General features: G+C 67.5%; 28 protein-coding genes and 1 tRNA gene. 5 read left to right on the top strand and 24 right to left on the bottom strand.

The window, feature by feature from the left end; translation table 11 throughout:
* Positions 1–9: 9 nt before the first annotated feature.
* On the top strand, positions 10–1,008 hold the full coding sequence (locus FBZ87_RS05850; protein WP_145609405.1) for an SAM-dependent methyltransferase: 999 nt from the start codon (positions 10–12) through the stop codon (positions 1,006–1,008).
* 185 nt (positions 1,009–1,193) lie between these two features.
* On the top strand, positions 1,194–2,102 hold the full coding sequence (locus FBZ87_RS05855) for a sterol desaturase family protein (RefSeq protein WP_145609406.1): 909 nt from the start codon (positions 1,194–1,196) through the stop codon (positions 2,100–2,102).
* A 57-nt stretch (positions 2,103–2,159) separates the two neighbouring features.
* Here the strand turns inward: FBZ87_RS05855 and FBZ87_RS05860 are convergent, their stop codons facing one another.
* From FBZ87_RS05860 to FBZ87_RS05890, 7 genes are all read right to left on the bottom strand, one after another.
* Positions 2,160–3,365, bottom strand: coding sequence for a BaiN/RdsA family NAD(P)/FAD-dependent oxidoreductase (locus FBZ87_RS05860; RefSeq protein WP_145609407.1), 1,206 nt, complete (start codon positions 3,363–3,365; stop codon positions 2,160–2,162).
* Between the two features lie 9 nt (positions 3,366–3,374).
* Positions 3,375–3,791, bottom strand: coding sequence for an alternative ribosome rescue aminoacyl-tRNA hydrolase ArfB (gene arfB, locus FBZ87_RS05865; RefSeq protein WP_246134254.1), 417 nt, complete (start codon positions 3,789–3,791; stop codon positions 3,375–3,377).
* Between the two features lie 156 nt (positions 3,792–3,947).
* The gene (locus FBZ87_RS05870; RefSeq protein WP_145609409.1) at positions 3,948–4,715 is read right to left on the bottom strand and encodes a Crp/Fnr family transcriptional regulator; all 768 of its coding nucleotides are present in this window, start codon (positions 4,713–4,715) and stop codon (positions 3,948–3,950) included.
* A 133-nt stretch (positions 4,716–4,848) separates the two neighbouring features.
* Positions 4,849–5,463 (bottom strand): hypothetical protein, encoded by a 615-nt coding sequence (locus tag FBZ87_RS05875; RefSeq protein ID WP_145609410.1) that lies wholly within the window; start codon positions 5,461–5,463, stop codon positions 4,849–4,851.
* 226 nt (positions 5,464–5,689) lie between these two features.
* Positions 5,690–6,172 (bottom strand): 30S ribosomal protein S9, encoded by a 483-nt coding sequence (gene rpsI / locus FBZ87_RS05880; protein ID WP_050898408.1) that lies wholly within the window; start codon positions 6,170–6,172, stop codon positions 5,690–5,692.
* A 3-nt stretch (positions 6,173–6,175) separates the two neighbouring features.
* Positions 6,176–6,637 carry a 50S ribosomal protein L13 gene (gene rplM / locus FBZ87_RS05885; RefSeq protein WP_004273148.1) on the bottom strand — a complete coding sequence of 154 codons (462 nt, stop codon included), beginning with the start codon at positions 6,635–6,637 and terminating at the stop codon, positions 6,176–6,178.
* Between the two features lie 285 nt (positions 6,638–6,922).
* Complete coding sequence (locus tag FBZ87_RS05890) at positions 6,923–7,420, bottom strand: PaaI family thioesterase (protein ID WP_145609411.1); 498 nt, start codon at positions 7,418–7,420, stop codon at positions 6,923–6,925.
* 104 nt (positions 7,421–7,524) lie between these two features.
* Here FBZ87_RS05890 and FBZ87_RS05895 point away from each other — a divergent pair, with 104 nt between their 5' ends.
* Positions 7,525–7,983, top strand: coding sequence for a CoA-binding protein (locus FBZ87_RS05895; protein WP_145609412.1), 459 nt, complete (start codon positions 7,525–7,527; stop codon positions 7,981–7,983).
* Between the two features lie 2 nt (positions 7,984–7,985).
* Here the strand turns inward: FBZ87_RS05895 and cutA are convergent, their stop codons facing one another.
* Entirely contained in the window at positions 7,986–8,318 is a 333-nt protein-coding gene (cutA, locus tag FBZ87_RS05900) for a divalent-cation tolerance protein CutA (protein WP_186454601.1), read from the bottom strand.
* Between the two features lie 215 nt (positions 8,319–8,533).
* On the opposite strand from cutA, the gene FBZ87_RS05905 reads away from it, so the two are divergent.
* Positions 8,534–8,866 carry a hypothetical protein gene (locus FBZ87_RS05905; RefSeq protein WP_246134255.1) on the top strand — a complete coding sequence of 111 codons (333 nt, stop codon included), beginning with the start codon at positions 8,534–8,536 and terminating at the stop codon, positions 8,864–8,866.
* Positions 8,867–8,924: 58 nt separating this feature from the next.
* Here the strand turns inward: FBZ87_RS05905 and FBZ87_RS05910 are convergent.
* The 8 genes from FBZ87_RS05910 to FBZ87_RS05945 all read right to left on the bottom strand — a co-directional run bounded on the left by FBZ87_RS05910 (position 8,925) and on the right by FBZ87_RS05945 (position 14,583).
* A tRNA-Pro gene (locus FBZ87_RS05910) sits at positions 8,925–9,001 on the bottom strand.
* Positions 9,002–9,344: 343 nt separating this feature from the next.
* Entirely contained in the window at positions 9,345–10,112 is a 768-nt protein-coding gene (locus FBZ87_RS05915) for a MerR family transcriptional regulator (protein ID WP_246134256.1), read from the bottom strand.
* A 48-nt stretch (positions 10,113–10,160) separates the two neighbouring features.
* On the bottom strand, positions 10,161–10,472 hold the full coding sequence (locus tag FBZ87_RS05920) for an integration host factor subunit alpha (protein WP_145609414.1): 312 nt from the start codon (positions 10,470–10,472) through the stop codon (positions 10,161–10,163).
* A gap of 292 nt (positions 10,473–10,764) precedes the next feature.
* Entirely contained in the window at positions 10,765–11,739 is a 975-nt protein-coding gene (locus FBZ87_RS05925) for a beta-ketoacyl-ACP synthase III (RefSeq protein ID WP_145609415.1), read from the bottom strand.
* Positions 11,740–11,768: 29 nt separating this feature from the next.
* A complete protein-coding gene (gene plsX, locus FBZ87_RS05930) occupies positions 11,769–12,842 on the bottom strand; it encodes a phosphate acyltransferase PlsX (protein WP_145609416.1) in 1,074 nt (357 codons plus the stop codon).
* 36 nt (positions 12,843–12,878) lie between these two features.
* Complete coding sequence (gene rpmF, locus FBZ87_RS05935) at positions 12,879–13,070, bottom strand: 50S ribosomal protein L32 (RefSeq protein ID WP_081486680.1); 192 nt, start codon at positions 13,068–13,070, stop codon at positions 12,879–12,881.
* A gap of 238 nt (positions 13,071–13,308) precedes the next feature.
* Positions 13,309–13,959, bottom strand: a complete 651-nt coding sequence (locus tag FBZ87_RS05940) for a YceD family protein (RefSeq protein ID WP_145609417.1) — start codon at positions 13,957–13,959, stop codon at positions 13,309–13,311.
* Positions 13,960–14,022: 63 nt separating this feature from the next.
* Positions 14,023–14,583 carry a ubiquinol-cytochrome C chaperone family protein gene (locus tag FBZ87_RS05945; RefSeq protein ID WP_186454603.1) on the bottom strand — a complete coding sequence of 187 codons (561 nt, stop codon included), beginning with the start codon at positions 14,581–14,583 and terminating at the stop codon, positions 14,023–14,025.
* Between the two features lie 247 nt (positions 14,584–14,830).
* On the opposite strand from FBZ87_RS05945, the gene FBZ87_RS05950 reads away from it, so the two are divergent.
* Positions 14,831–15,316 carry an outer membrane protein assembly factor BamE gene (locus FBZ87_RS05950; RefSeq protein ID WP_145609419.1) on the top strand — a complete coding sequence of 162 codons (486 nt, stop codon included), beginning with the start codon at positions 14,831–14,833 and terminating at the stop codon, positions 15,314–15,316.
* 90 nt (positions 15,317–15,406) lie between these two features.
* Here FBZ87_RS05950 and FBZ87_RS05955 read toward each other — a convergent pair whose 3' ends face one another.
* The 8 genes from FBZ87_RS05955 to FBZ87_RS05990 form a co-directional block, all read right to left on the bottom strand.
* Positions 15,407–17,530, bottom strand: coding sequence for a sodium-translocating pyrophosphatase (locus FBZ87_RS05955; protein ID WP_145609420.1), 2,124 nt, complete (start codon positions 17,528–17,530; stop codon positions 15,407–15,409).
* Positions 17,531–17,665: 135 nt separating this feature from the next.
* Entirely contained in the window at positions 17,666–18,154 is a 489-nt protein-coding gene (locus tag FBZ87_RS05960; protein ID WP_145609421.1) for a GNAT family N-acetyltransferase, read from the bottom strand.
* Positions 18,155–18,156: 2 nt separating this feature from the next.
* Entirely contained in the window at positions 18,157–18,609 is a 453-nt protein-coding gene (locus tag FBZ87_RS05965; protein WP_088871458.1) for a flagellar basal body-associated FliL family protein, read from the bottom strand.
* Between the two features lie 159 nt (positions 18,610–18,768).
* A complete protein-coding gene (gene thiL / locus FBZ87_RS05970) occupies positions 18,769–19,848 on the bottom strand; it encodes a thiamine-phosphate kinase (protein ID WP_145609422.1) in 1,080 nt (359 codons plus the stop codon).
* Between the two features lie 34 nt (positions 19,849–19,882).
* The gene (gene nusB / locus FBZ87_RS05975) at positions 19,883–20,440 is read right to left on the bottom strand and encodes a transcription antitermination factor NusB (protein WP_246134257.1); all 558 of its coding nucleotides are present in this window, start codon (positions 20,438–20,440) and stop codon (positions 19,883–19,885) included.
* Between the two features lie 259 nt (positions 20,441–20,699).
* The gene (gene ribH, locus FBZ87_RS05980; protein ID WP_145609424.1) at positions 20,700–21,164 is read right to left on the bottom strand and encodes a 6,7-dimethyl-8-ribityllumazine synthase; all 465 of its coding nucleotides are present in this window, start codon (positions 21,162–21,164) and stop codon (positions 20,700–20,702) included.
* 29 nt (positions 21,165–21,193) lie between these two features.
* A complete protein-coding gene (gene ribB / locus FBZ87_RS05985; RefSeq protein WP_145609425.1) occupies positions 21,194–22,330 on the bottom strand; it encodes a 3,4-dihydroxy-2-butanone-4-phosphate synthase in 1,137 nt (378 codons plus the stop codon).
* Positions 22,327–22,926 carry a riboflavin synthase gene (locus tag FBZ87_RS05990; RefSeq protein ID WP_145609426.1) on the bottom strand — a complete coding sequence of 200 codons (600 nt, stop codon included), beginning with the start codon at positions 22,924–22,926 and terminating at the stop codon, positions 22,327–22,329. Before FBZ87_RS05990 ends, ribB begins: the two co-directional genes overlap by 4 nt.
* Between the last annotated feature and the right edge of the window lie 25 nt (positions 22,927–22,951).

Below are 22,951 nucleotides of genomic sequence, written 5' to 3' on the forward strand. Positions count from 1 at the left end.
AGTACCGACATGACCGGTCATCCGGATGGAACCAACGCCCCGGCGAGCGCAGCTCCCGGGGCGCCGTCTTTTGACGGCGGCGAGTCGCCCGCTGCCGGCGCCGCCTACCTTGCCGCCGACGGCTTCCTTGAGCCCTTGCTGGAGGAACTGGCCGATTCGACAGCCACGGTGCATGGCCGCCTGGTGATCACCCGGGCGCCGCCCCGGCCGGCCGCTTGGTCCATCAACACCTGGCTGCAGCCCCGCCGCATCGCCATCGCGTCCATCAAGGACGGTGCCCGCAGCCTGCGGGCCATCCAGCGCAACTGGGCGGTCTATGAGCATGGCCACCACCGCCGGGCCAGGCTGATCCAGGAACAACTGCCGCACGTCTCGGCCAAGCCGCTGGTCTTCCCCGCCCCTGCCCCCACCGCCCCCTTAGGGGCCTGGACGCTGCTGGATGAAGGCACCATCCTGGCCAGCCCCCTGTGCAGCAGCGCCTTCGCCAACGGTGAAGTGGCGTTCGTGGAGGACAAGGCGACGCCGCCCAACCGCGCCTACCTCAAGCTGTGGGAGGCGCTGACGCTGGCCGGGCGCCTGCCGGGCCCGGGCGATCGCTGCCTGGACCTGGGCGCCTGCCCCGGCGGCTGGACCTGGGTGCTGCAGTCGCTGGGCGCGGACGTCACCGCCATCGACAAGGCGCCGCTGGATCCGCGCATCGCCAGCCTGCCCCGCGTCACCGTGCGGCGGGAAAGCGCCTTCGGCCTGGATCCGGCCACGATAGGGCCGGTCGACTGGCTGTGCAGCGACGTCATTTGCTATCCGGAACGATTGCTGCGCCTGGTTCATCAGTGGAAGGACGGCGGCCACGCCCGCAATTTCATCTGCACCCTGAAGTTCCAGGGGGAGACGGACCACGCCAGCGCCCGCGCCTTCGCCGCCATTCCGGGCTCCCGCCTGCTGCATCTGTCGCACAACAAGCATGAGCTGACCTGGATTTATTTGGCGCCCGAAACATCAGCGAATTAGCCGTTTCCGCTGTGACGCAGACCCTTGCGCCGGGGGCCGGTCTGAGCGCAAAACGATAGCGGGGCGGTCCTGGTCGTATGGGGGATCGGTCTTAAACTGGATCACACCAGAGGCTGGTTTTCGCCAGGCCCCGCTACCGTTCTGCGCCTTCGATGACCATCGGGGCGCCTCGCGATGGGTGACGAATGCGCCGGGTGTTTTCTTGGATCGCGTGGCCGGGGCTGCTGGCCCTGTGCATTGCCGGTTATGCCTATGGGAACGCGCTGGGCCATCCCATCCTGACCTACAACATCACCTATTTCGGCATGGCCGCCGCCCTGCTGCTGCTCGAGCGCCTGATGCCCTACGAGGCGGCGTGGGCCAAGAGCGATGGCCAGATGCGCCAGGACATCAGCCACACCGCCCTGAACAAGGGCATCGGCCAGTTCCTGGCCAGCCTCGCCGCCGTGATCGGCGCCAATGAGGTGGCGCCGGCCGCTGCGGGGGGGATCTGGCCCGCCCACTGGCCCATGGCCGCCCAGGTGGTTCTGGGTTTGGTGGTGGCGGAGTTCGGCCTCTATTGGGCCCACCGCCTCTGCCATGAGGTGTCGTGGCTATGGCCCTATCACGCCGTGCACCACAGCGTCACCCGCCTGTGGGTGGTGAACACCGGCCGGTTCCATTTCGTGGACAGCCTGCTCAGCAGCGGATTCGCCCTGGCGCTGGGCATGCTGGTGGGCGCGCCCAAGGAGGTCATCGTCTGGGTGCTGGTCATCACCACCTACATCGGCTTCCTCACCCACTGCAACGTGGACATGGATTGCCGCGGCCTGAACTGGCTGTTCAACACGCCGGACCTGCACCGCTGGCATCACAGCCGCATCCCGGCCGAGGGCAACACCAACTATGGTGAAAATCTGCTTCTCTGGGACGTGATCTTCCGCACCCGCTACCTGCCGTCGGACCGGCGCCCGCCGGTGGACATCGGCACCGCCGATGCCGTGCCGCTGACCTTCCTGGGGCAACTGGCCTTCCCCTTCCGCCGCCACAGGGCCGCCCCCATCCTGGAGGCGCCGGTGGCAATGGAAGCGCGGGCCGAGGCGGGGGGAGACTGACCCTCAGACCTCCAGTCTGATGCGCCCTTAGGCTGCTGCCCGCCACCTGAGGGGATACTAAAGAGCCTGGCCGGCGACCCAGCCGGAGGACCAGGCCCATTGGAAATTATAGCCGCCCAGCCAGCCGGTGACGTCCACGGCCTCACCCACGAAGTGCAGGCCGGGCACGGCCTTGGCCTCCAGCGTCTTGGACGACAGGTCGTTGGTGTCGACGCCGCCCACCGTTACCTCCGCCGTGCGATAGCCCTCGGTACCGGCCGGCACCACGGTCCAGCGCCGCAGCTGTTCGCCCACCGCCGCCAGGGCCTTGTCCGACAGGTCGCGCAAGGGGCGGCTCTCCACCTCTCCCCCATTGGCGCCGCCGTCCCCGCACAGGCGCTCGGCGAAGCGGCGGGGCAGGACATCGCCCAGGATGGTCTTCAGCTCGGCATTGGGACGCGCGCGCTTGGCCGCCTTCAGATGCTCGGCCAGGTCCAGGTCGGGCGTGAGATCGACGGTGACGGGCTGCCCGGGTTGCCAATAGCTGGACGCCTGCAGGATGCTGGGACCGGACAGGCCGCGATGGGTGATCAGCAGGGCTTCGCGGAACGCGGATTTTCCGGCTTTGACGACAGCGTCCAGCGCCACTCCCGACAGGCCATGGGTCCGCGCCAGGTCCTCGGGCGTGAAGGTGAAGGGCACCAGGCCGGGCCGCGGGGTCACGACCTTCAGGCCGAATTGCTTCGCCAGGCGATAGGCGAAGTCGGTGGCGCCCATCTTGGGAATGGACAGGCCGCCCGTGGCCACCACCAGCTTGGGCGCCATCATCTGGCCCCGCGCCGTGTCCAGCACGAAGCCGCCTTCCGTGCCCTGAACGTCCCGTACCGGGCAGTCCAGCCGCAGCTCCACGCCGGCGTCCGCCGCCTCGGCCAGAAGCATGCTCAGGATGTCCCGGGCGGAGTTGTCGCAGAACAGTTGACCCAGCTTCTTCTCATGCCAGGCGATGCCGTGGCGTTCCACCAGGTCCAGGAAGTCGCGCGGCGTGTAGCGGCGCAGCGCCGAGATGCAGAAGTGCGGATTGGCCGACAGGTAACGCGCCGGCTGCGCATCCACGTTGGTGAAGTTGCAGCGTCCGCCACCGGAAATCAGGATCTTGGCGCCAGCCTCGGGGGCGTGGTCGACCACCACCACCCGGCGGCCGCGCTTGCCGGCGGCGATGGCGGTGAAAAGGCCGGCGGCGCCGGCGCCGATGACGATGACGTCGGGGCTGCTGGAAACGGTCATGCGGGTTTCTTAATCGATATCGACGGAACCGCGCAGGCGCTTCACGCCGCTGCGCGTGGCCTTGGCGTCCAGCCGCCGCTTCTGCGAGCCCAGGGTGGGCCGGGTGGCGCGGCGCACGGCCTGGCGCACCGTGGCCTCGCGTATCAGCTCGAACAGCCGCTCGCGCGCGTCCTCACGGTTCAGCTCCTGGGTGCGGTGGCGCTGGGCGGTGATGACGATGACGCCGTCACCCGTCCACCGGCGGCCCGCCAGGGTCTTCAACTTGTCCTTCACCCATTGCGGCAGATTGGGCGAGGCGGCCGCGTCGAAGCGCAGCTGCACCGCCGTCTCCACCTTGTTCACGTTTTGCCCGCCGGGGCCCCCGGCCCGCAGGAAGCTTTCCTGCAGCTCCGTCTCGGCCAGGCGTATCCCCGGCGCGACCAGCACGGTCGGGCCCTGGAACGGCGGCGGGGAAGACGGTGGCAACATGGCACGGAACGAAAAGCAAGGGACTGAAGGCTCGCGATCCTAAACGGCCCCGCCCCCCTTGTCTAACGATGGCCCCGTATGGCTGAGGCGCCGTGTCGCCTCCGTCACGCGCCGTCAGGAGATTGGCGCGTCCACGTCCCACATGGCCACGGGCCATTCTTCCGCCTGGCGGCGGCGCAGCGGGCCCGGGGTGGCCAGCGCGCGCAGGGCGTCGAAATCCTTGAGCACAGCCGTGGTGCCCTCCAGCGCCACACCGTGGCGGCGCAGGTCGGTGAAGGTCCAGGCCACATCCTCCGGCGTGGCGGCCAGGGCGGCGGCGAGGGCGCCCATGTCCAGGTCCAGCCGGCCGCCGGCGCGGCGGTCGTTGTGTTCCTTCAGCAAATGGGCTGCCAGGCGCTGGGGCAGCGACAGGTCCTGCAAGGCGGCCACGGTTTCCACCAGAACCTGTTCCCGTGCCGCCTGCCCCGCCATCAGCGATAGGGCCAGGTCGGCCCCCTCACCCAGGCGCGCACGCAACGCCGCCAGCGGCAGGACCAGCAGGCGGACCCCATCCACCGCACGCAGGGTGACGGGGGCGGCGGCACCGGTCAGCGCCTCCGGCAGCAGGAAGGTGGTTTCCGGTCCCCGCCGCTGCCCGACCTCGGCATTGCCGGCGACCAGCATCACGGCGCCGGACAACAGGATGTGGATATCGGTGAGGCGAGTTCCCTGCCGGACAGCCAAGTCGCCCGCGCCCAGATCCTGGATGTGGCATGCTGCCGCCAAGGAGGACAGAAGGTCCGGCGCCAGGCGGGCGAAGGCCGCCACCGACGCCAGTTCATTCACGATCCCCCGGGCCGCCGCACCACCCACGGCACCGCCCTTCGTCACATCCACAGTCATCCACCCAACCCCATCTTGCCTGTCGGGCGACCCCCAGGCGGGCGGCCACCTTATGCCCTACGGCAGACCCCCAATAGTCGAGCCTTTGCCTTAGGCCTTTTGGATACGCACCGTTTGGAAACGTTCCAATATCCTATCCGCCGCGCCGATAACGGCGGCGTTCGCGGGCCAAGGCCGCCGACCGCGCCGCCTGGCGCCAGGCGGCGTACAGCGCCGGCGCCAGGATCGCCCGTATCCCCTTGGCCAAGGCCACGACGGTCCGCCAGGCGGGCAGCGCCGTCAGCCGGTCTATCCACCCGACGATCCAGCCATGCACTCGCGCGAACCACCGGATGGTCAGCAGCTTGTGCCGGCTGCGCTGGAACAGGCGTTCCACCGTCAGCAGCTTCAGCACCTCCGCCCCCACGATCAGCAGGATGCCCAGGCGGGTCTTCCCCTGGGCGATCAGGAAGGCGCCCAGCGGCTTCGCCGGTTCCAGCACCACCAGCGGCACCAGGAACAGCACCAGGGTGGTCCGCGGCCCCAGGCGATCAATGAAGCGGCCCAGCGCCTGGAAGGGCGACCACCGCCCCATGCGGTTGGCGAATGGCCGCACGAGGGGCAAGAAACAGACGTCGACCAGCACGTACGCCAAGGCCGCGATCACCGCCAGCGGGGTCAGCAGCCGCCGCAGCCACAGGCGGGCTTGCGGGCTGGGCCGCCATCCCAAAGCGCGGTGCACGCGGCCGTGCGGCTTCTGATCCGGCATCCGTCTATCCTTCCCTGGGCCTGGCCTTCCCCAGGCCTGCCCTTCCCTGGACCTGAAAATGGACCCATGACCCCGCGACGGTGGGCCGGGGCCCACCTGATGCGCAAGGTCCACTTGGTGGCATTTTTGTAGAGCCTTCTCGCACGAATGCGCGGAACACCAAAAGGAAAAGGCGCCTTCCCCAGGGGGAAGGCGCCTTTCCTCGGTAATCCAGACGGCTGAGGGATCAGCGCTTGGAGAACTGGAAGCTCCGGCGGGCCTTGGCCTTACCGTACTTCTTACGCTCGACCACGCGCGGGTCGCGGGTCAGCAGGCCGGCGACCTTCAGCGGCGGGCGCAGGGCCGGCTCGAAGTAGGTCAGGGCCTTGGAGATGCCGTGGCGCAGGGCGCCGGCTTGGCCGGACAGGCCGCCGCCGGACACGGTGCACACCACGTCGTACTGCTCAACCCGGCCGACGATCTGGAACGGCTGGTTGATCATCATGCGCAGCACGGGGCGGGCGAAGTAGACGGTGATGTCACGGCCGTTGACCGTGACCTGGCCCTTGCCCGGCTTAATCCAGACGCGGGCGACCGCGTCCTTGCGCTTGCCGGTGGCGTAGGAACGGCCCTGGGCGTCGATCTTCGGCTGAGCCGGCTCGGCGGCCTCGGTCGTCACGACGGCGGCGCCCTGCTTCAGGTCGGCCAGGCTGTTGATGGTCTGAGCCATGGATTAGGCCCCCTTGTTCTTGGGATTCAGGGCGCCGACGTCCAGCACCTCGGGGTTCTGCGCTTCGTGAGGATGCGTCGGACCCTTGTAAACGCGCAGGTTACCCATCTGGCGACGGCCCAGCGGACCGCGGGTGATCATGCGCTCGACGGCCTTCTCGATGACCCGCTCCGGGTACTTGCCGTCCAGGATCTGGCCCAGGCTGCGCTGCTTGATGCCGCCGGCGTAACCGGTGTGCCAGTAGAAGATTTCGTCGCTGCGCTTGTTGCCGGTCAGCTTCACCTTCTCCGCATTGATGACGATGACGTTGTCACCGCAATCCATGTGGGGGGTGTAGGTCGGCTTGTGCTTGCCGCGCAGGCGCATGGAAATGATGCTGGCCAGGCGGCCCAGCACGAGGCCGTCGGCGTCGATGAGAAGCCACTTCTTCTCGATCTCAGACGGCTTGAGAGACAAGGTTTTCATCCGCGCACTCACTCAAAATGAGGTCCGGGCCCAAATGGGCCCCAGGGGCACCGCTCCTGGGACCGGCACCGAAGTGGGCGGTTTTTATGTCGGTGACGGTCGGGTGTCAACGGGAAAAAGACACCATCCATCAAATGCTTACCGCTGCGGTATTATAGTACCCACAACTCAAACCCATTGATTCTATTGGGTTTTCAAGAGACGCCGAAACGGCGCCGTTTCCGTTTTCCCCAATGAATCCAGGACATTGGCGGAACCATTCCGGCGGGCCACCTGATGCGCCTCTCAGCCCCGCGGAATCGCATAGGTGCCCGTCGCGTGCGCCACGGGATCGTCCTCGCCCTCGGAATGGATGGTGACCTCGCCATAAGCCAAGTTCCGGCCCATGCGCACGATGCGGGCGTAGGCCAGCAGCGGCTTGGCCGGCGGGCGGCGCAGGAAGGTGATGTTCATGTTGCTGGTGACGGCCAGCACGATGTGCCCCGCCATGCTGAGCACCGCGCCATAGAGCGCCACGTCGGCCAGTGCGAACATGGTAGGGCCGGAGACGGTGCCGCCCGGCCGCAGGAAGTCTTCCGACACCGGCATGGTCAGGGTGATGGTGCCGTGCCCCATCTCCTTCGTCCGGATGCCGGCGCGATGGGCCTGGGGCAATCCCTTTTCCAGCAAGCGGTCGAAATCCGTCGGCGTGAAGACGGGCGCCTTGCCCATGGCCGCCAGCTTGTCGTCCGGCTTGGTGTCGGACGCCGGCGTATCTGCCGCCATGTCCATCTCATCCGTCATTCCCAAACCCCTCCCCTCATCCCATTTATGGTGTCCGGTATACCCGTCCCCAGGCGCCCTGCACACCCTGCCGTGGCTGCCTATCGCATAAGGACCCATGAGCCATGAGCGAGAAGATCACCGATGACGTGCTGCGCGACGTCTTCCTGAAAACCAAGACGGTGGCCATCGTGGGCATATCGCCCGACCCGGCCAAGCCCTCGCACTATGTGCCGGCCTTCATGCAGCAGGAATACGGCTACAAGATCATCCCGGTGCACCCGGCTCACGTCGGCACCACCATCCTGGGGGAACCGGTGGTGGCCACCCTGGCCGACTTGCCCGACGGCGTGGACTTCGTCGAGATCTTCCGCGCCGCCCCGGCCATCGCGCCCTTCGTGGTGGAGGCGGCGCAGCGGGGCATCCCTTACATCTGGATGCCGCTGGGGGTGAGCCATGAGGAATCGGCCGCCCAGGCGCGGGCCCTGGGCGCCACGGTCATCCAGGACCGCTGCCCCAAGATCGACCTGCCCCGCCTGTTTCCCGGCGGCTGGCCTGATCGCGGTCCCCGGGCGGACGGCTGACTTTAGTCGTCGCTGGCGTCGGGTGCCGCCGACGCCGCGATCCATTCCAGAAAGCCCGGATTGCCCGACACCACTGGCAGGGCGACGATGCACGGCGTGTCGTAGCTGTGCAGGGCCTTGACCCGCTTGGTCAGGGCCTCGAACCGGTCGGCGCGCGTCTTGGCGATGAAGGCCACCTCCGCCGCCGTTTCCACCCCATCCTTCCAGCGATAGATGGACTGGCTGGCCCCCAGGATGTTGACGCAGGCGGCCAGCCGCTCCTCCACCAGCGCCCGGCCGATGGTCTCCGCCTCCTCATTCGAGGCCGCCGTCATATAGACCAGGAACGCCGCCATCACCCACCTCTCGGTTCGAAGATATTCCGCCCGGACGCAGCCGCCAGCGGTCCGGTGCCGCAAGCACCTGACGCAGGGGGCCGTTTGACGCCCGGTCCCGTCAGCGTAAGATACCGGCAGGCCCCGCGCCATGGCCCAAAGGGCGTGGCGATTCCAAATGGGCCCATAGAATGGGCCGGTGGACGATGGCGCCCAACTGACGGGGGAGACTGGGCATGGCGCGCGGCAAGGAAGCTGTTCCTGAAACACCGACGCACGAGGCCCCGCCCCCGCTTCTTCCCACGCCCGTGCAGAAACGCTGGCTGCGGCGCGGCCTGGACCAGGCCGGCGGCAAGCTGCCCCTTTTCTGGGCGGACGGCAGCAAGGTGACCGCCGCCACGGTAAAGGCCTGCCTGGAGGCCGGCTGGGCCACCCCCTGGTTCAGCAACCCGCTGAAGCCCGACTGGCTGGTCTGCCGCCTGACGGATGCCGGCCGCGCCGTATGCAGCAGAACACCGGCGCGTAAGAAGGCGGACGAACTGCCAGCCACAGGCGAAACAAGCGCCTGAAATGGAAACGGCGCCTGGTCCTTCACGGGACCGGCGCCGTCTTCATGGTATCGAGAGATGGTCGGAGCGACAGGATTCGAACCTGCGACCCCCAGACCCCCAGTCTGATGCGCTACCAGGCTGCGCTACGCTCCGACCTCTCGAGTGAACCGTAGTGGGCTGCGGTTCGGGCGCGGACTATAGCCACGAGATTCACCAGATGCAACGGCGTTGGACGCCTAAACGTCAAAAAAATGAATTTTCTTATTTTATATTTGTAAATCAACACTTTAGCGACTCGCTTTGGCACGATCCAAAACCATTGGACCACCAAAACGGGTTTGGGGGGCTGGCCGGATCACCTTTCCCGGGCCGGCTTGACGATGCTGTTCGTCATCCCGCTTGCGCAAAGCGACGGACGACGCGCAGGAACACCGCGTGGGCGACATCGCCAAGACGGGACCGATACGGGAGTTACTTGTAGAAGTGGGCGGAGCGCTTACAGCACGCGACGCAGCAGGTCGCGAATCTCTTCCAGGTCCGCCAGCACCTGGCCCAGCGCCTCACGCTTGGGGGCAGACAGGCCCTTCTCCACCTTTTCCGTGGAGACCCGGCGCGGCTCATGGGCGCGCGGGGCCGCAGGCTCCGGCGTCGAAGGCGGCGTGCGCGACCATTCGGGATCCGCCTCGGGATCGTGGTCGAACAGACCGATGATGCGCAGCTTCTCCTCCGGCTGCGGGCGGGGCGCGGGGGGCGGGGATGGCGGTGCCGGTTCGACCCAGCTCTCATCCGCAGCCTCGGCTGCATCTTCAGCGCCGACGGCGGATTCGCTGATGGGGCCATTGGCGGGCAACGTGCGACCACCGCCGGTGCGCAGCAGACGCTGCACGCCCTTGATGGTGTACCCTTCCTTGTAGAGCAGCACCTGGATGCGGCGCAGCAGTTCCACATCGTCCGGGCGATAGTAGCGCCGGCCGCCGCCGCGTTTCAGCGGACGGATGTGGGGGAACTTGGTTTCCCAGAAGCGCAGCACATGCTGCGGCACATCCAACTCCGCCGACACCTCGCTGATGGTGCGGAAAGCGGTGGGCGACTTGGCCCCGGCGCGGCCGCGATCAGCCACCGGCGTCTCGTTTGCCGCGTCATCCGGGCCCGCGTCATCCGCCATGTCGGCTTCAGCGCCGGCATCCGCCCCCGCCCCGTCGCCCGCGTCCGTCATGTCGGGTGCGACGAGATCGTCCCCGGTCTCGACATCATCAGCCGACATGTCTTCAGCCGGTATCCGGGGCTCAGGCGTGGGCATGCCGGACATGGCTTAGTGCCCGTTGGCCGACAGGACTTCGTTGATGCGGTTCTTCAGCACATGGCTGGCGCGGAACACCAGGACGCGGCGGGGCAGGATCGGCACCTCTTCACCCGTCTTGGGGTTTCGGCCGATGCGCTCGCCCTTGGACCGCACGGAGAAGCTCCCGAAGGAAGAAATCTTGACCATTTCCCCCCGCCCCAGGGCGGAGGCGATCTCATCCAGCACGCTTTCCACCAGATCGGCGGACTCATTCCGCGACAGCCCTACCTCTTGGTAGACGGCCTCGCTCAGCTGAGCGCGCGTGACGGTGTGATCTCCCATGGGTGCCCTCCCTCAACCAGTGGCCCCTTCGCCAACTGCGGGAACGGTAATGCCAGCCGGGAAAGCCGTCAATTCCAAAGGTTTGCCAAAGTTTTGTCAGATTCGGCTAGACCATCCGTCAGGGCGAAACGGCTGCTGCAGAGCACCCAAGAATGGTGCGCCGCGAAAGCGGGACGGCCGTCGGCGCAATGGCAAAGGGGCGCCCCAGCGGGACGCCCCTTGAATACGTCGGTAAGCGGATTTGGGTAACCGGATTTGCCGGCCGGCGTGAGCCGCCGCTGACAGGCCCGGCCTAGAAGCGAACCAGCGCGGCACCCCAGGTGAAACCGCCGCCCATGGCCTCCAGCAGGACAAGCTCGCCCCGCTGGATGCGACCATCGGCCACGGCCTCGCACAACGCCAGGGGGATGGAGGCCGCGGAGGTGTTGCCGTGGTGGTCCACAGTCATCACCACCTGCGCGGGATCCATCTTCAGCTTGCGGCCGGTGTTCTCGATGATGCGGCGGTTGGCCTGGTGGGGCACCAGCCAGTTCAGGTCGGCGGGCGTCAGGCCGTTGGCCTCCAGCGCCTCGCCCACCACCTCGGCCAGGTTGACCACGGCGTGCTTGAACACCTCCTGCCCCGCCATGCGCACATGGCCCACGGTCTGGGTGGAGGACGGGCCGCCGTCGACATACAGCAGGTCGTGATGGCGGCCGTCGGAATGCAGGTGGGTGGACAGGATGCCGCGATCGGCGGCCGTGCCCTCGCCTTCCTCGGCGCGCAGCACCACGGCGCCGGCGCCGTCGCCGAACAGCACGCAGGTGGCGCGATCGGTCCAGTCCAGGATGCGGGAGAAGGTCTCGGCGCCGATCACCAGCACCGTGCGCGCCTGGCCGGCCTTGATGAAGTTGTCGGCCACCGACAGGGCGTAGATGAAGCCGGAGCAGACGGCCTGCACGTCGAAGGCGGCGCCCCGGGTCATGCCCAGGGCGGCCTGCACCTTGGCGGCGGTGGCGGGGAAGGTCTGGTCGGGGGTGGCGGTGGCCAGGACGATCAGGTCCAGCTCATCCACCGCGACGTTGCCGTGGGCCAGGGCGGCCTTGGCGGCGGCCAGCGCCAGGTCGGATGTCATCTCGCCTTCGGCGGCGATGTGGCGGCTGCGGATGCCGGTGCGCTGGGTGATCCACTCATCCGAGGTGTCGACCATCTTGGCCAAGTCGTCGTTGGTCACGACGCGGGCGGGCAGGTAAGAGCCGCAGCCCACGATCACGGAGCGCATTACCATCGTTCAACCAGCCATCAGGGGATGGGCCGTCACTGGGCGACGGCCTGGGGGTCGGAACCGGAAGCGGCGGCGGACGCCGCCTGCAGGCTTTCCTGCAGCAGGGCCAGCTCCTTGCGGATTTTCTCGTTGAAGCCGTGCTGGACCAGATCCACCGCCACGCAGATGGCGTTGGCGAAGCCCAGCCCGTCGGTGCCGCCGTGGCTTTTCACGCATACGCCCTGCAGACCCAGGAACATCGCGCCGTTGTAGCGGCGGGGATCCATGCGCTGGCGCAGCTTGTTGAAGGCGGTGCGGGCCAGCAGATAGCCCAGCTTGGCCAGCAGGGAGGATTGGAAGGTGCGGCGCAGGAACTCGCCGAACAGCTTGCCGGTGCCCTCGGCCGTCTTCAGGGCGACGTTGCCGGTGAACCCATCGGTCACGACCACGTCCACCGTGCCGGCGGCGATGTCGGTGCCTTCCACGAAGCCGTGGAAGTTGCGGGCCAGCGGCGTGGCGCGCAGGGCGGAAGCGGCGGTGCGAATGGCCTCATGGCCCTTCTGCTCCTCCGATCCCACATTAAGCAGGCCGATGGTGGGTTCCAGCAGGCCCAGCACCGTCTGGGCGAACACGGTGCCCAGCACCGCGAACTGCACCAAGTTGTCAGCGTCGCATTCCAGGTTGGCGCCCAGATCCAGCATCACACAGTCGCCCCGCATGGTGGGCAGCATGGATGCGATGGCCGGCCGGTCGATGCCCGGCAGGGTCTTCAGCACGAACTTGGCCATGGCCATCAGCGCGCCGGTGTTGCCGGCGGAGACGACACTGGCCGCCTCCCCCGACGCCACGGCGTCGATCGCCAGGCGCATGCTGGAGCCGCGCCCAGAACGAAGGGCCACGGACGGTTTCGCGTCCATGGCCACAACGTCAGCTGTATGGCGAACCTGGGAGATCGCCTTCAGTGCCGGCCGGGAGTCGAGCAGCGCGCTGATGCGCTGCTCGTCACCGACGAACAGGAAGTCGACATTGGGGCAGCGTTCGCGCGCGATGTCCGCGCCGTCCACCACCATGTCCGGGGCATGATCGCCGCCCATCGCATCCAGGGCGATTCGCAGGCGTGTGCTCACCGGACGGCGACCTCCTCAAGCACCGGGCGAACCGGATCAGGCGGCAGCGGTAGCAGTATCGACGACGACCTCACGGCCGTCGTAGTGGCCGCAGGAGCCACAGACGTGGTGCGGGCGGGTCAGTTCACCGCAGTTGCTGCACTCGTGGTGCGCACCGGCGCTGATGGCGTGGTGCGAACGGCGCATGTTGCGGCGAGACTGGGAGGTCTTTTTCTTAGGAACGGCCATGATCGTCTACTCTCTACTCGATTAAGACGACCACTCATGTGCCGTCTTGCTAACCATCGTCAGGCCCCATGCTTTAGCGAAACCGTCATCCTTTTCCCACCCCCAATTTGCTGGGGACGGGCTTGCGGAAAACGATATGGGGTCAAACGACAACGAACCCGGCCCAACCCTGGACCGGATCAAACAGGGCGCCTTAAGTACTCGAAATCCCCGGCAAGGGCAAGCGCCAAAGACCAAATTAAGTCTTAGGCACCAGCTTCGCAAGGGCGGCAAAGGGATTCGGCTTCTCCCCGCCGTCGGCGTCCTGGGCGGGCGGCGTGCCACTGGCAGGCGACTCAGCGTCCTGGCCACCGTCCATGTCCGGCGGCGGCTCGTTGGGCGCGTCGGGGAATTCGCCCTCACCCTCCCAATCCTCCACATGAACGAAGCGCTCGGCATCCGCCTTGCGGGGATAGGGGTCGAGGGCCAGCGACAAATGCTGGGCCACCAGCTCGCCGATGTCGATGCGGCCGTTCTCGATGGGCTCGGGCGGGTCGGCCTCGTCGTCCAGGCCCAGGTTGTCCAGCTCATCCTCGTCCTTGGGCACTAGGTGGGCCGGGGCGAACAGGGCCTGGAAGGTGTCGCGCACCTGGGCCGGCAGCGGCTCCAGCGTCACCACGCAGCTCTGCACCACCTCGGCCTCCAGCTCGCCGGTGACCCGCACCATCTGGCCCCCCCGGATGCGGCGCAGGCGCACCAGGGCCGTCAGGCTGTCCAGTGACACGAGATCCAGGCGCCTGGCCAAGGCGGCGCGCTCCGCCGGGGTGGCGGTGATCTTCTCCACGCTCTCGCGGGCGGACACCTTATCAGCGATGACGGGTCGGGAAAATTCAGGGGCCATGTCGGCCATGACGCGCAACTCCACACTTTAGGACGTCAAACTGGCTAAGAAGTCAAAACCGGACCTAAGAAATCAAAATAGGGGCGCAGGGGCGAAGGCGGGCCCGCGCGCCAGCAGGTCGGCCGCCGGCAGGGCGCCTAGCCGGTCGGCGCAGGTTCGGACATAGCTGGCCACGGCCGCCACCTCCGGTCCGTCCGGCAGGGTGGAGCCGAAGAGGTTGCGGTCCAGCGCCGCTTCGAGATCCCCCGCCCCGCCTTTCAAGCCCGATTCGTAGGCGTCGGCCCGGCCGTAGAAGTGCGTGCCCAAATCCCTGACCTTCTTGCCCACCACCATCTCGCTGGCGCCCAGCTCCCGCAGGCTGAAGTCCAGGTCGGTGAACATATGGTCGAACAGGGCCTGGTTAAGGGCCGCCAGATCCGGCCCCTCGGCCGCCAGCCGCCGCATCACCAGCCAGGCGTGCAGGGCCACCACCTCGAACCGGCCCTCCACCGTGTCGGGCACGCCGCGCCCCTCGCCTGCCACCGCAGCATAGAATCCAGGCTGGCGCGCCTGGTCGACGATGCCGGCATAGAGACGCAACACGGCCGCCTGGTGGCGGTTACGGCTGAACAGGGACTTCAGCAAGGCGATCACGGCGCGTAACCCGGCTTTCGTTGACAGGACAAAGCGGCTGGTGCGATTGTCACCGGCCAGATGGGGGGTGGTCGTCCACCGGTCAAGCGCGACGAGGGACGCCGCGCCGGACGGGGATGGCCCGGAACCCGGGCCGGTTGGTCCTCAATCTCCGGATTATCGCACCCCCCGCGACGGACGGGCGGTGCCTCAATCGTGGAACGGGGCCGACCCGCGATCAACGTTCTTGGGATTAACGTCTTAGACCATGCCGAACAAGACCCTTAAGTTGCTGTCTCCCGCCGGCCTGATTGGCGTGGGCCTGCTCGGGATCGGGCTGACGGCCTGCACCCCCACGGTGAACAACCGCGGCAATCTGGTGGAAGACCGCCGCCTGGCCGACGTCCATCCGGGGACCAGCACCAAGGAAGATGTGCAGAAGGCGCTAGGGTCGCCCAGCACCACCAGCACGCTGGACGCCAACGTCTGGTACTACATCGGCGCCATCACCGAGAACGAAGCCTTCTTCGATCCCGACATCGTGCAGCAGCGGGTGCTGCAGGTCAGCTTCAACGACCAGGGCGTGGTCAGCGCCATCGGCGACGTGGACCTGGCCCAGCAGCAGGACATCAGCCCCGAGGATCGCGAGACCCCGACGGCCGGCCACGAGGTCACCTTCCTGGAGCAGTTGATGGGCAATCTCAACCGCCAGAAGAAGAAGGACGACAAGAAGAAGAAGGGCGGCGGCAGCTAAGGCCCCGCCCCTTGCTCAGACCTTCACGGAATAAGGAAAACCCCGGAGCGTTCGCCCCGGGGTTTTTGCTTGGGACTCGAATGGCGCGCGTCAGCCGTGGGCCAGGATGGCCAGCAGCAACAGCGCCACGATGTTGGTGATCTTGATCATGGGGTTCACGGCCGGCCCGGCCGTGTCCTTGTAAGGGTCGCCCACGGTGTCGCCGGTCACGGCTGCCTTGTGCGCGTCCGAGCCCTTGCCGCCATGGTGGCCCTCCTCGATGTACTTCTTGGCGTTATCCCAGGCGCCGCCGCCCGAGGTCATGGAGATGGCGACGAACAGCCCGGTGACGATGACGCCCAGCAGCATGGCGCCCACCGCCGAGAATGCCGCCCCCTTGCCGGCGATGGCGTTGATGATGAAGTACAGCACCACCGGCGCCAGCACCGGCAGCAGCGAGGGGATGATCATCTCCTTGATGGCGGCGCGGGTCAGCAGGTCCACCGCCTGGCCGTAATCCGGCTTGGACGTGCCGGCCATGATGCCGGTGTTCTCGCGGAACTGGCGACGCACCTCCTCCACCACCGAACCGGCGGCGCGGCCCACCGCCGTCATGCCCATGGCGCCGAACAGGAAGGGCAGCAGCCCGCCCAGGATCAGGCCCACGACGACGAAGGGGTTGTCCAGTCCGAAGTCCAGCTTGCCCGACAAGTCGGCGAAGTAGGGATAGTCGGTCGGATTGGCCATGAAGTAGTGCAGGTCTTCGTTATAGGCGGCGAACAGCACCAGGGCGCCCAGGCCGGCCGAGCCGATGGCGTAGCCCTTTGTCACCGCCTTGGTGGTGTTGCCCACGGCGTCCAGCGCGTCAGTGGTCACCCGCACGTCGCCGGGCAGGTCCGCCATCTCCGCGATGCCGCCGCCGTTGTCGGTGACGGGGCCATAAGCGTCGAGCGCCACAATCATGCCGGCCAGCGCCAGCATGCTGGTGACGGCGATGGCGATGCCCAGCAGGCCGGCCATCAGGAAGGTCACCAGGATGGCAGCGCAGATGACGACGGCCGGCAGGGCCGTCGACTCCATGGAAATGGCCAGGCCCTGGATGACGTTGGTGCCGTGGCCGGTGGTGGAGCTTTGCGCCACCGACTTCACCGGGCGGTAGTTGGTGCCGGTGTAGTATTCGGTGATCCAGACGATCAGCGCCGTGACAATCAAGCCCACCACGGCGCAGCAGTACAGCGTCTGGCCGGTGAACTCCTTACCGTTGACGGAGAAGGCCGTCTGCAGATGGTCGGGCAGCACCCAGTAGGTGACGGCCCAGATGCCGGCCAGGGACAGGACGCCGGTGGCGATCAGGCCCTTGTACAGCGCCCCCATGATGTTGCCGCTGGCGCCCAGCCGCACGAAGTAGGTGCCGATGATGGAGGTGATGATGCAGACGCCGCCGATGGCCAGCGGGTACAGCATCAGGGGCGCCAGCAGGTCGGTTCCGGCGAAGAAGATGGAGGCCAGCACCATGGTCGCCACCGTGGTTACGGCATAGGTCTCGAACAGGTCGGCCGCCATGCCGGCGCAGTCGCCCACGTTGTCGCCCACGTTGTCGGCGATGACGGCGGGGTTGCGGGGGTCATCCTCGGGGATGCCCGCCTCGACCTTGCCCACCAGGTCGGCGCCCACGTCCGCCCCCTTGGTGAAGATGCCGCCGCCCAGGCGCGCGAAGATGGAGATGAGGGAGGCGCCGAAGCCCAGCGCCACCAGGGCATCGACCAGCGGCCGCCCCGTGATCTCCAGTTGGGAAAGCAGTCCGAAATAGCCGGAGACGCCCAGGAGCGCCAAGCCCGCCACCAGCATGCCGGTGACGGCGCCGGAGCGGAAGGCGATGGACAGGCCCGCCGCCAAACCGTGGCGCGATGCTTCCGCCGTACGCACGTTGGCGCGGACGGAGACGTTCATGCCGATGTAGCCCGCCGCCGCCGACAGCACGGCGCCCACGACGAAGCCCAGGGCCACGTACCATTTCAGGGTGACGTACAGCAGGATGGCGATGACGACGCCGACCACGGCGATGGTGCGGTACTGGCGGTTGAGGTACGCCCCCGCCCCCTCTTGAATGGCCGCCGCGATTTCCAGCATGCGGGGATTGCCCGGGCTGGCGGAGAGCACGGACCTGGCGGTGAAAAGACCATAGAGCACGGCCAAGGCGCCGCACCCCCACACGAAGGGAAGCACTCCTGTCATGTCGTTTCCTTTTCCCAGACTGGTTTCCCAGAGCCGGCGCCGCCCCAATTCTGAACGCTGGGTGTCGGTCGCCGTTTCAGCCTGAAAAAAGTGACATGGAAACAGGGCTTAAGCAATCGCCCCGCAAGGTGGCGTCTAAAGGGTCAGAAAGTAAAACCGGGTGTCGACCGCCATGCGGGGAAAGGATGGGGGTAACTCATCGGGGGTAATCTGCGAAAAACCGCTTTTTTCATAAAATCGATGGGCCGCCAGGAACTTAGCCGTTGTGCCCAAATACACGGATCGGAGCGTCCGATCCCTGGCATGTGCCAGCAAAACCGCCAGCAGCCGGGCGGCCAGCCGGTGTGGCGCGCCCCGGTGACTGGCCGCCACGAACATCTTGCGCAAGGCGGCCGCGCCATCGCCGATGTCCTTCAGCGCGATGGTGCCGACGATGCGGCTCCCCTCCACCGCCACCCAGAATTCCCCGGCGCCCTGCTGGTAAAAGCCTGGAATATCGCGCAGATCCGGTTGTTCCGCATAGGTGATGGGAATATCGAACTCTTCCCGCTGGATGGGGACGATGAGGTCGGCGATGCCCGACTCGTCACCAGGGCGGTAGGGGCGGATGACCACGTCCGCCATCGTCAGTAGGCCGGGTGCTGGTTGACGGCTTGGATCAGCACGTCATCGACCACGCCCTCGCCCATCACCTTGGGTGTGGCCTCGATCAGCCAGCGGCGCACCGCCACCACGTCGATGACCTGCCCGGCCTTGATCTGCTGCTGGCCCAGCTTGCCGTACAGCGTCTCGATATAGGCGTTCTGCAGGATGTAGCGCCGTTCCTTGACCTTGTCCTTGGCCTCGTCGCTGGCAACCTGGATCTGCACCTGCAGCAGCAGGTTTTGCTCGATCTGCTTGTCGCCCATGACGGGCAGGACGAAGGGGCCGATGTCCACGAACTGCGGCGGGCCCACGGGCTTCTTCTTCTCCTCCTCCACCTTCGGCTGACCGTCCTTGTGGACCAGGAAGATGTAACCGCCCACGCCGGCGCCGATCAGGGCCAGCAGCGCCACCACCAGGAAAAGGATTTTCTTCATTAACAAGCATCCAGGGGATAAGCATCAGGGGAAAGAACGCGACGGGGCGGAGTTCCCACCCTCCGGCGCCATCCTGACGCCAGGGCGTTAAAAAACCGTGCCCAGCCAAGGGCAAGGCTCCCCCAAAGGGGATGCCTCATTTGGCACAATAGACCAGGATCAGAAGTGCTGCCAGCCGGCGGCGCGGGGGGTGATGTCCCGGCCCATGGCGTCCACCAGCCGGGCGGGGCCGGTGCCGTCGGTGAAGCCGCCGCCGGCCGCCAGGGGGCGCAGGCTGCCGATCTCGGTGATGGTCAGCTTGGCCTTGGCCGCTGCCGCCATGACGGCGGCGCGCTTGGCCGGCGGGACGGTGAACACCACCTCGTAATCCTCGCCGCCCGTGGCCAGGTCGGCGATGGTGCACGCATGCCCGGCCAGCATGCGGCGGGCGGGCGGCGACAGAGGAATGCGCCCGGCCTCCACCACCGCCACCAGGCCGCTTTCGCGGACGATGTGCCCCAGGTCGGCCAGCAGGCCGTCCGACACGTCGGCCGACGCCGTGGCGCCGGCGCGCAGCACCGGGCCCACGCCCAGGCGCGGCCGGGGGCGGTAGAAACGGTCCAGCAGGAACTGGCGGTCATCCTCGGGCACGGGCCCCTTGCGCTGGCGGACCAGGGCCAGGCCCAGCGTGGCGTCGCCGATGGTGCCGGTGACGAAGACCAGGTCGCCCGGCCCGGCGCCGACGCGGCGGACGGCGGTGCCAGCGTCGATCAGGCCCAGGGCACTGATGACCAGGGTGATGGGCCCATCGGTGACGGTGCTGTCCCCGCCCAGCAGGTGGATGCCGAATTCCGCCTGGTCGGCGGCCAGGCCGCCGGCGAATCCAGCCAGCCAATCCTCGGGCAGGGTCCGCGGCAGGCTCGTGACCAGGCTGTAGGCCAGGGGTTCGGCCCCCTTGGCCGCCAGGTCGGACAGGTTGGTGCGCAGCAGCTTGCCGGCCACCAGGCCGGGCGCGTCTTCGGGGAAGAAATGGACGCCGGCCACCATGGCGTCGGTGGTGACCACCAGTTCCTTGCCCGGCGGCACGGTGACATAGGCGGCATCGTCGCGCAGCCCTTGCGCCCCGGGAAAGCCCTGGGCCAGCGGACGGAAATAGCGGGCGATGCGGTCGAATTCCCCCAGCGGCTGGTCGGCGGCCTTGTCCGGCTTGGCGACGGCGGCGAGCGCCGGAGCGCAGGGATCGGTACCCGTGTCCACCATCCGCTGGGTCAACCTCTCACGGTCGGGGCGGGCGTCAGCCCTGGGCGCCCTCAGTGCCGCTGGCGCGGGACGCCAGCTCATCCGGGCGGACGATGCGGGCGACCTTGTCCAGAACGCCGTTGATCATGCCGGGTTCCCGGCCGGCGAAGAAGCCGTGGGCCACGTCGATGTAATCGTTGATGACGATGCGGGCGGCGGTGTCGCCGCCGGCCAGCAACTCCCACGCGCCGGCGCGCAGGATGGCGCGCAGCAGCAGCTCCAGCCGGTCCAGGTGCTGGCGGTCCAGCGCCTGGCTGAGCACCGGGTCGATCTCATGCTGGCGCGAGGTGGCGCCGCGCACGATGGCGGCGAACAGTTCCCCATCCGCCGAGACGTAGCGGTCGCCGTCCAGTTCCTGGCCCAGGCGGAAATTGGCGTACTCGGTGATGATCATCTCGGGCGAGCTTTCCGTCAGCTCGATCTGGTACAGCGCCTGCACGGCGTTCAGGCGGGCGGCGCTGCGCCGTGCCTTGGCGGAACCGGCCCGCTTGGGCGTGGGAAGCTTCACTTCCGGCGTGGGCGTGGGGGTGGTGACCTTTTTGCGGGGAGCCATGATGTCGGGAACGCTTTTCGCCAGGAAGGAAGGGGAATCGGAAAGTAGGGAAAGATGCGGCAGCCGGGCCCGCCGGCCAACCGAAAAATCATCCGGCATAGCCGGCCTGCCCGTAAAGCGGCCGAAACCCACAATTAAAACCAACGGCATCCATGCCGTTGTAGGATGCGACCGCGTCCGCCGCAGCGAGCACCGCAGGGCACAGCGAGGATAGCCAAGGCCGCGGATGCGGCCGCCCGGCGCCTGAGGGCATCGCGCATTAGCGCGTGTTCAATCTAAACTGCCGCTTCAGCTCGATCATGTCGAGGCAAGCGCGGGCCGCCTCCCCGCCCCGGTTCTTCTGCGCAACCGATGCGCGGGCCCAGGCCTGTTCCCGGTTTTCCACCATCAGCACGCCGTAGCCCAGCGCCAGGGTGTGGCGCAGCACCAGCTCGTTCAGGCCCCGGGCGCATTCGGCGGCCACGGTGTCGTAGTGCGTGGTCTCGCCCCGGATGAGGCAGCCCAGCGCCACATAGCCGTCGAACCGGCGGCGGCCGGAATAGAAGTCCATGGACTTCACGGCGTACTGCAGGGCCGCCGGCAGCTCGAACGTTCCCGGCACCTGGAAATGCTCGTACGTCGCGCCGGCCCGGGTGATCTCGGCCACGGCCCCGCGCACCAGTTCCTCGCCGATGTCCTCGTAGAACCGGGCCTCGACGATCATGATGTGGGGGGCTTCGGCCAAGGACCGGCTCTCCTTCAGGCGATCTGGGTTTAGGCGACCGGGGGGCGCGGCGGGATGGCGCGCTGGCTGAGGATGGTCAGGCCGTAGCCCTCGACCCCCACCAGGGTCTTGGGATTGTTGGTCAGCAGATGCAGTTCCTTGACCCCCAGGTCCAGCAGGATCTGCGCGCCCACGCCATAGTCGCGCAACTGGCCGCCGTCGGGCGTGCCGGCGCCGTCCAGCGCCCGCAGCCGGTCCAGGAGGGAGAAGGGCTGCGCGTCGCGGATGACGACGATGACGCCCCGCCCCTCACGCGCCACGGTGGACATGGCGATGTCCAGGTCGCCGGCGCCCTGGCGCCGCACGTCACCCAGCAGGTCGTGCACCACCTCCAGCGCGTGCATGCGGGCCAGCACCGGCCGGCCGTCGTCCACGTCGCCCATGACCAGGGCCAGATGCTCCGCCCCGGTGATGCGGTTCTTGTAGACGTGCACGGTGAAGTGGCCGCCATGGCGGCTTTCGATGGCGGTGGTGTAGGTGCGCTCCACCAGCGTTTCGGTACGGCGGCGATAGGCGATCAGGTCGGCGATGGTGCCGATTTTCAGGCCGTGCTCGGCGGCGAAGGGCAGCAGGTCCGGCAGACGGGCCATGGTGCCGTCGTCCTTCATGATCTCGCAGATCACGCCGGCCGGCAGCTTGCCCGCCAGGCGGGCGAAGTCCACCGCCGCTTCCGTGTGGCCGGCGCGGACCAGCACGCCGCCGTCGCGCGCCACCAGCGGGAAGATGTGGCCAGGGCTGGCGATGTCCTGCGGTCCGCTGTTGGGGTCGATGGCGACGGCGATGGTGCGGGCGCGGTCGGGGGCGGAAATGCCGGTGGTGACCCCTTCCCGCGCCTCGATCGACACGGTGAAGGCCGTCTGATGGCGCGAGGCGTTGTCCCGCGACATCAGCGGCAGGTTCAGCCGGTTGATCTGGGCCGTGTCCATGGACAGGCAGATCAGGCCGCGGCCGTGGCGGGCCATGAAGTTCACGGCGGCCGCGTCGCAGCACTCCGCCGGGATCACCAGGTCGCCCTCGTTCTCGCGATCCTCGTCATCCACCAGGATGAACATACGGCCGGCGCGGGCCTCCTCTATCAGCTCCTCAGGGGTGGACAGGGCCACGGAGACCGGCGTGTTGCTCATCATTTCGTTTCCGCGAGACGGGCGACGTAGCGCGCCAGCATATCGACTTCCAGGTTGATCACGCCGCCAGCCTTCAGGTGCTGGAAGGTGGTCTTTTCCTGGGTGTGGGGGATGATGTTGATGCCGAAGCGCGTGCCCTCGACCGAATTCACGGTCAGCGACACGCCGTCCAGCGCAACGGAACCCTTGGCGGCGATGAAGCGCGCCAGGTGCGGCGGCGCGTCGAACCACCAGCGCTGGCTGTCACCGTCCGGCTGCACGTCCACGATGTCGATCACGCCGTCGACATGGCCGTAGACTAGGTGGCCGCCCAGCTCATCGCCCAGGCGCAAGGACCGCTCCAGGTTCACGGGCGTGCCAGCCTGCCAGCCGCCGGTGGTGGTCTTGGAATGGGTCTCGGCGGACACGTCCACCTTGAACCAGCCGCCTTCCTGACCCTGGCCTTTCTCCACGACGGTCAGGCACACGCCGTTGCAGGCGATGGAAGCGCCGATGGCGACCGCCTCCAGGTTGAACCCGGTGGCGATGGTGAAACGGGTATCGCCACGCCGTTCAACAGCGGTGACCTGCCCGACATCCGTGATGAGTCCGGTAAACATGGGCGACAAACTAGGCCCGGGCGCC

The organism is Nitrospirillum amazonense (assembly GCF_007828035.1).
Classification (GTDB): Bacteria; Pseudomonadota; Alphaproteobacteria; order Azospirillales; family Azospirillaceae; genus Nitrospirillum; species Nitrospirillum amazonense.

Excerpts from the sequence above, each read along its gene's own strand:
- FBZ87_RS05850 (WP_145609405.1), top strand. The coding sequence starts at position 10 with ATGACCGGTCATCCGGATGGAACCAACGCCCCGGCGAGCGCAGCTCCC.
- FBZ87_RS05855 (WP_145609406.1), top strand. The coding sequence starts at position 1,194 with ATGCGCCGGGTGTTTTCTTGGATCGCGTGGCCGGGGCTGCTGGCCCTG.
- FBZ87_RS05860 (WP_145609407.1), bottom strand. The coding sequence starts at position 3,365 with ATGACCGTTTCCAGCAGCCCCGACGTCATCGTCATCGGCGCCGGCGCC.
- FBZ87_RS05870 (WP_145609409.1), bottom strand. The coding sequence starts at position 4,715 with ATGACTGTGGATGTGACGAAGGGCGGTGCCGTGGGTGGTGCGGCGGCC.
- FBZ87_RS05875 (WP_145609410.1), bottom strand. The coding sequence starts at position 5,463 with ATGCCGGATCAGAAGCCGCACGGCCGCGTGCACCGCGCTTTGGGATGG.
- rpsI (WP_050898408.1), bottom strand. The coding sequence starts at position 6,172 with ATGGCTCAGACCATCAACAGCCTGGCCGACCTGAAGCAGGGCGCCGCC.
- rplM (WP_004273148.1), bottom strand. The coding sequence starts at position 6,637 with ATGAAAACCTTGTCTCTCAAGCCGTCTGAGATCGAGAAGAAGTGGCTT.
- FBZ87_RS05890 (WP_145609411.1), bottom strand. The coding sequence starts at position 7,420 with ATGACGGATGAGATGGACATGGCGGCAGATACGCCGGCGTCCGACACC.
- FBZ87_RS05895 (WP_145609412.1), top strand. The coding sequence starts at position 7,525 with ATGAGCGAGAAGATCACCGATGACGTGCTGCGCGACGTCTTCCTGAAA.
- cutA (WP_186454601.1), bottom strand. The coding sequence starts at position 8,318 with ATGGCGGCGTTCCTGGTCTATATGACGGCGGCCTCGAATGAGGAGGCG.
- FBZ87_RS05905 (WP_246134255.1), top strand. The coding sequence starts at position 8,534 with ATGGCGCGCGGCAAGGAAGCTGTTCCTGAAACACCGACGCACGAGGCC.
- FBZ87_RS05915 (WP_246134256.1), bottom strand. The coding sequence starts at position 10,112 with ATGTCGGCTGATGATGTCGAGACCGGGGACGATCTCGTCGCACCCGAC.
- FBZ87_RS05920 (WP_145609414.1), bottom strand. The coding sequence starts at position 10,472 with ATGGGAGATCACACCGTCACGCGCGCTCAGCTGAGCGAGGCCGTCTAC.
- FBZ87_RS05925 (WP_145609415.1), bottom strand. The coding sequence starts at position 11,739 with ATGGTAATGCGCTCCGTGATCGTGGGCTGCGGCTCTTACCTGCCCGCC.
- rpmF (WP_081486680.1), bottom strand. The coding sequence starts at position 13,070 with ATGGCCGTTCCTAAGAAAAAGACCTCCCAGTCTCGCCGCAACATGCGC.
- FBZ87_RS05940 (WP_145609417.1), bottom strand. The coding sequence starts at position 13,959 with ATGGCCGACATGGCCCCTGAATTTTCCCGACCCGTCATCGCTGATAAG.
- FBZ87_RS05950 (WP_145609419.1), top strand. The coding sequence starts at position 14,831 with ATGCCGAACAAGACCCTTAAGTTGCTGTCTCCCGCCGGCCTGATTGGC.
- FBZ87_RS05955 (WP_145609420.1), bottom strand. The coding sequence starts at position 17,530 with ATGACAGGAGTGCTTCCCTTCGTGTGGGGGTGCGGCGCCTTGGCCGTG.
- FBZ87_RS05960 (WP_145609421.1), bottom strand. The coding sequence starts at position 18,154 with ATGGCGGACGTGGTCATCCGCCCCTACCGCCCTGGTGACGAGTCGGGC.
- FBZ87_RS05965 (WP_088871458.1), bottom strand. The coding sequence starts at position 18,609 with ATGAAGAAAATCCTTTTCCTGGTGGTGGCGCTGCTGGCCCTGATCGGC.
- thiL (WP_145609422.1), bottom strand. The coding sequence starts at position 19,848 with ATGGTGGACACGGGTACCGATCCCTGCGCTCCGGCGCTCGCCGCCGTC.
- nusB (WP_246134257.1), bottom strand. The coding sequence starts at position 20,440 with ATGGCTCCCCGCAAAAAGGTCACCACCCCCACGCCCACGCCGGAAGTG.
- ribB (WP_145609425.1), bottom strand. The coding sequence starts at position 22,330 with ATGATGAGCAACACGCCGGTCTCCGTGGCCCTGTCCACCCCTGAGGAG.
- FBZ87_RS05990 (WP_145609426.1), bottom strand. The coding sequence starts at position 22,926 with ATGTTTACCGGACTCATCACGGATGTCGGGCAGGTCACCGCTGTTGAA.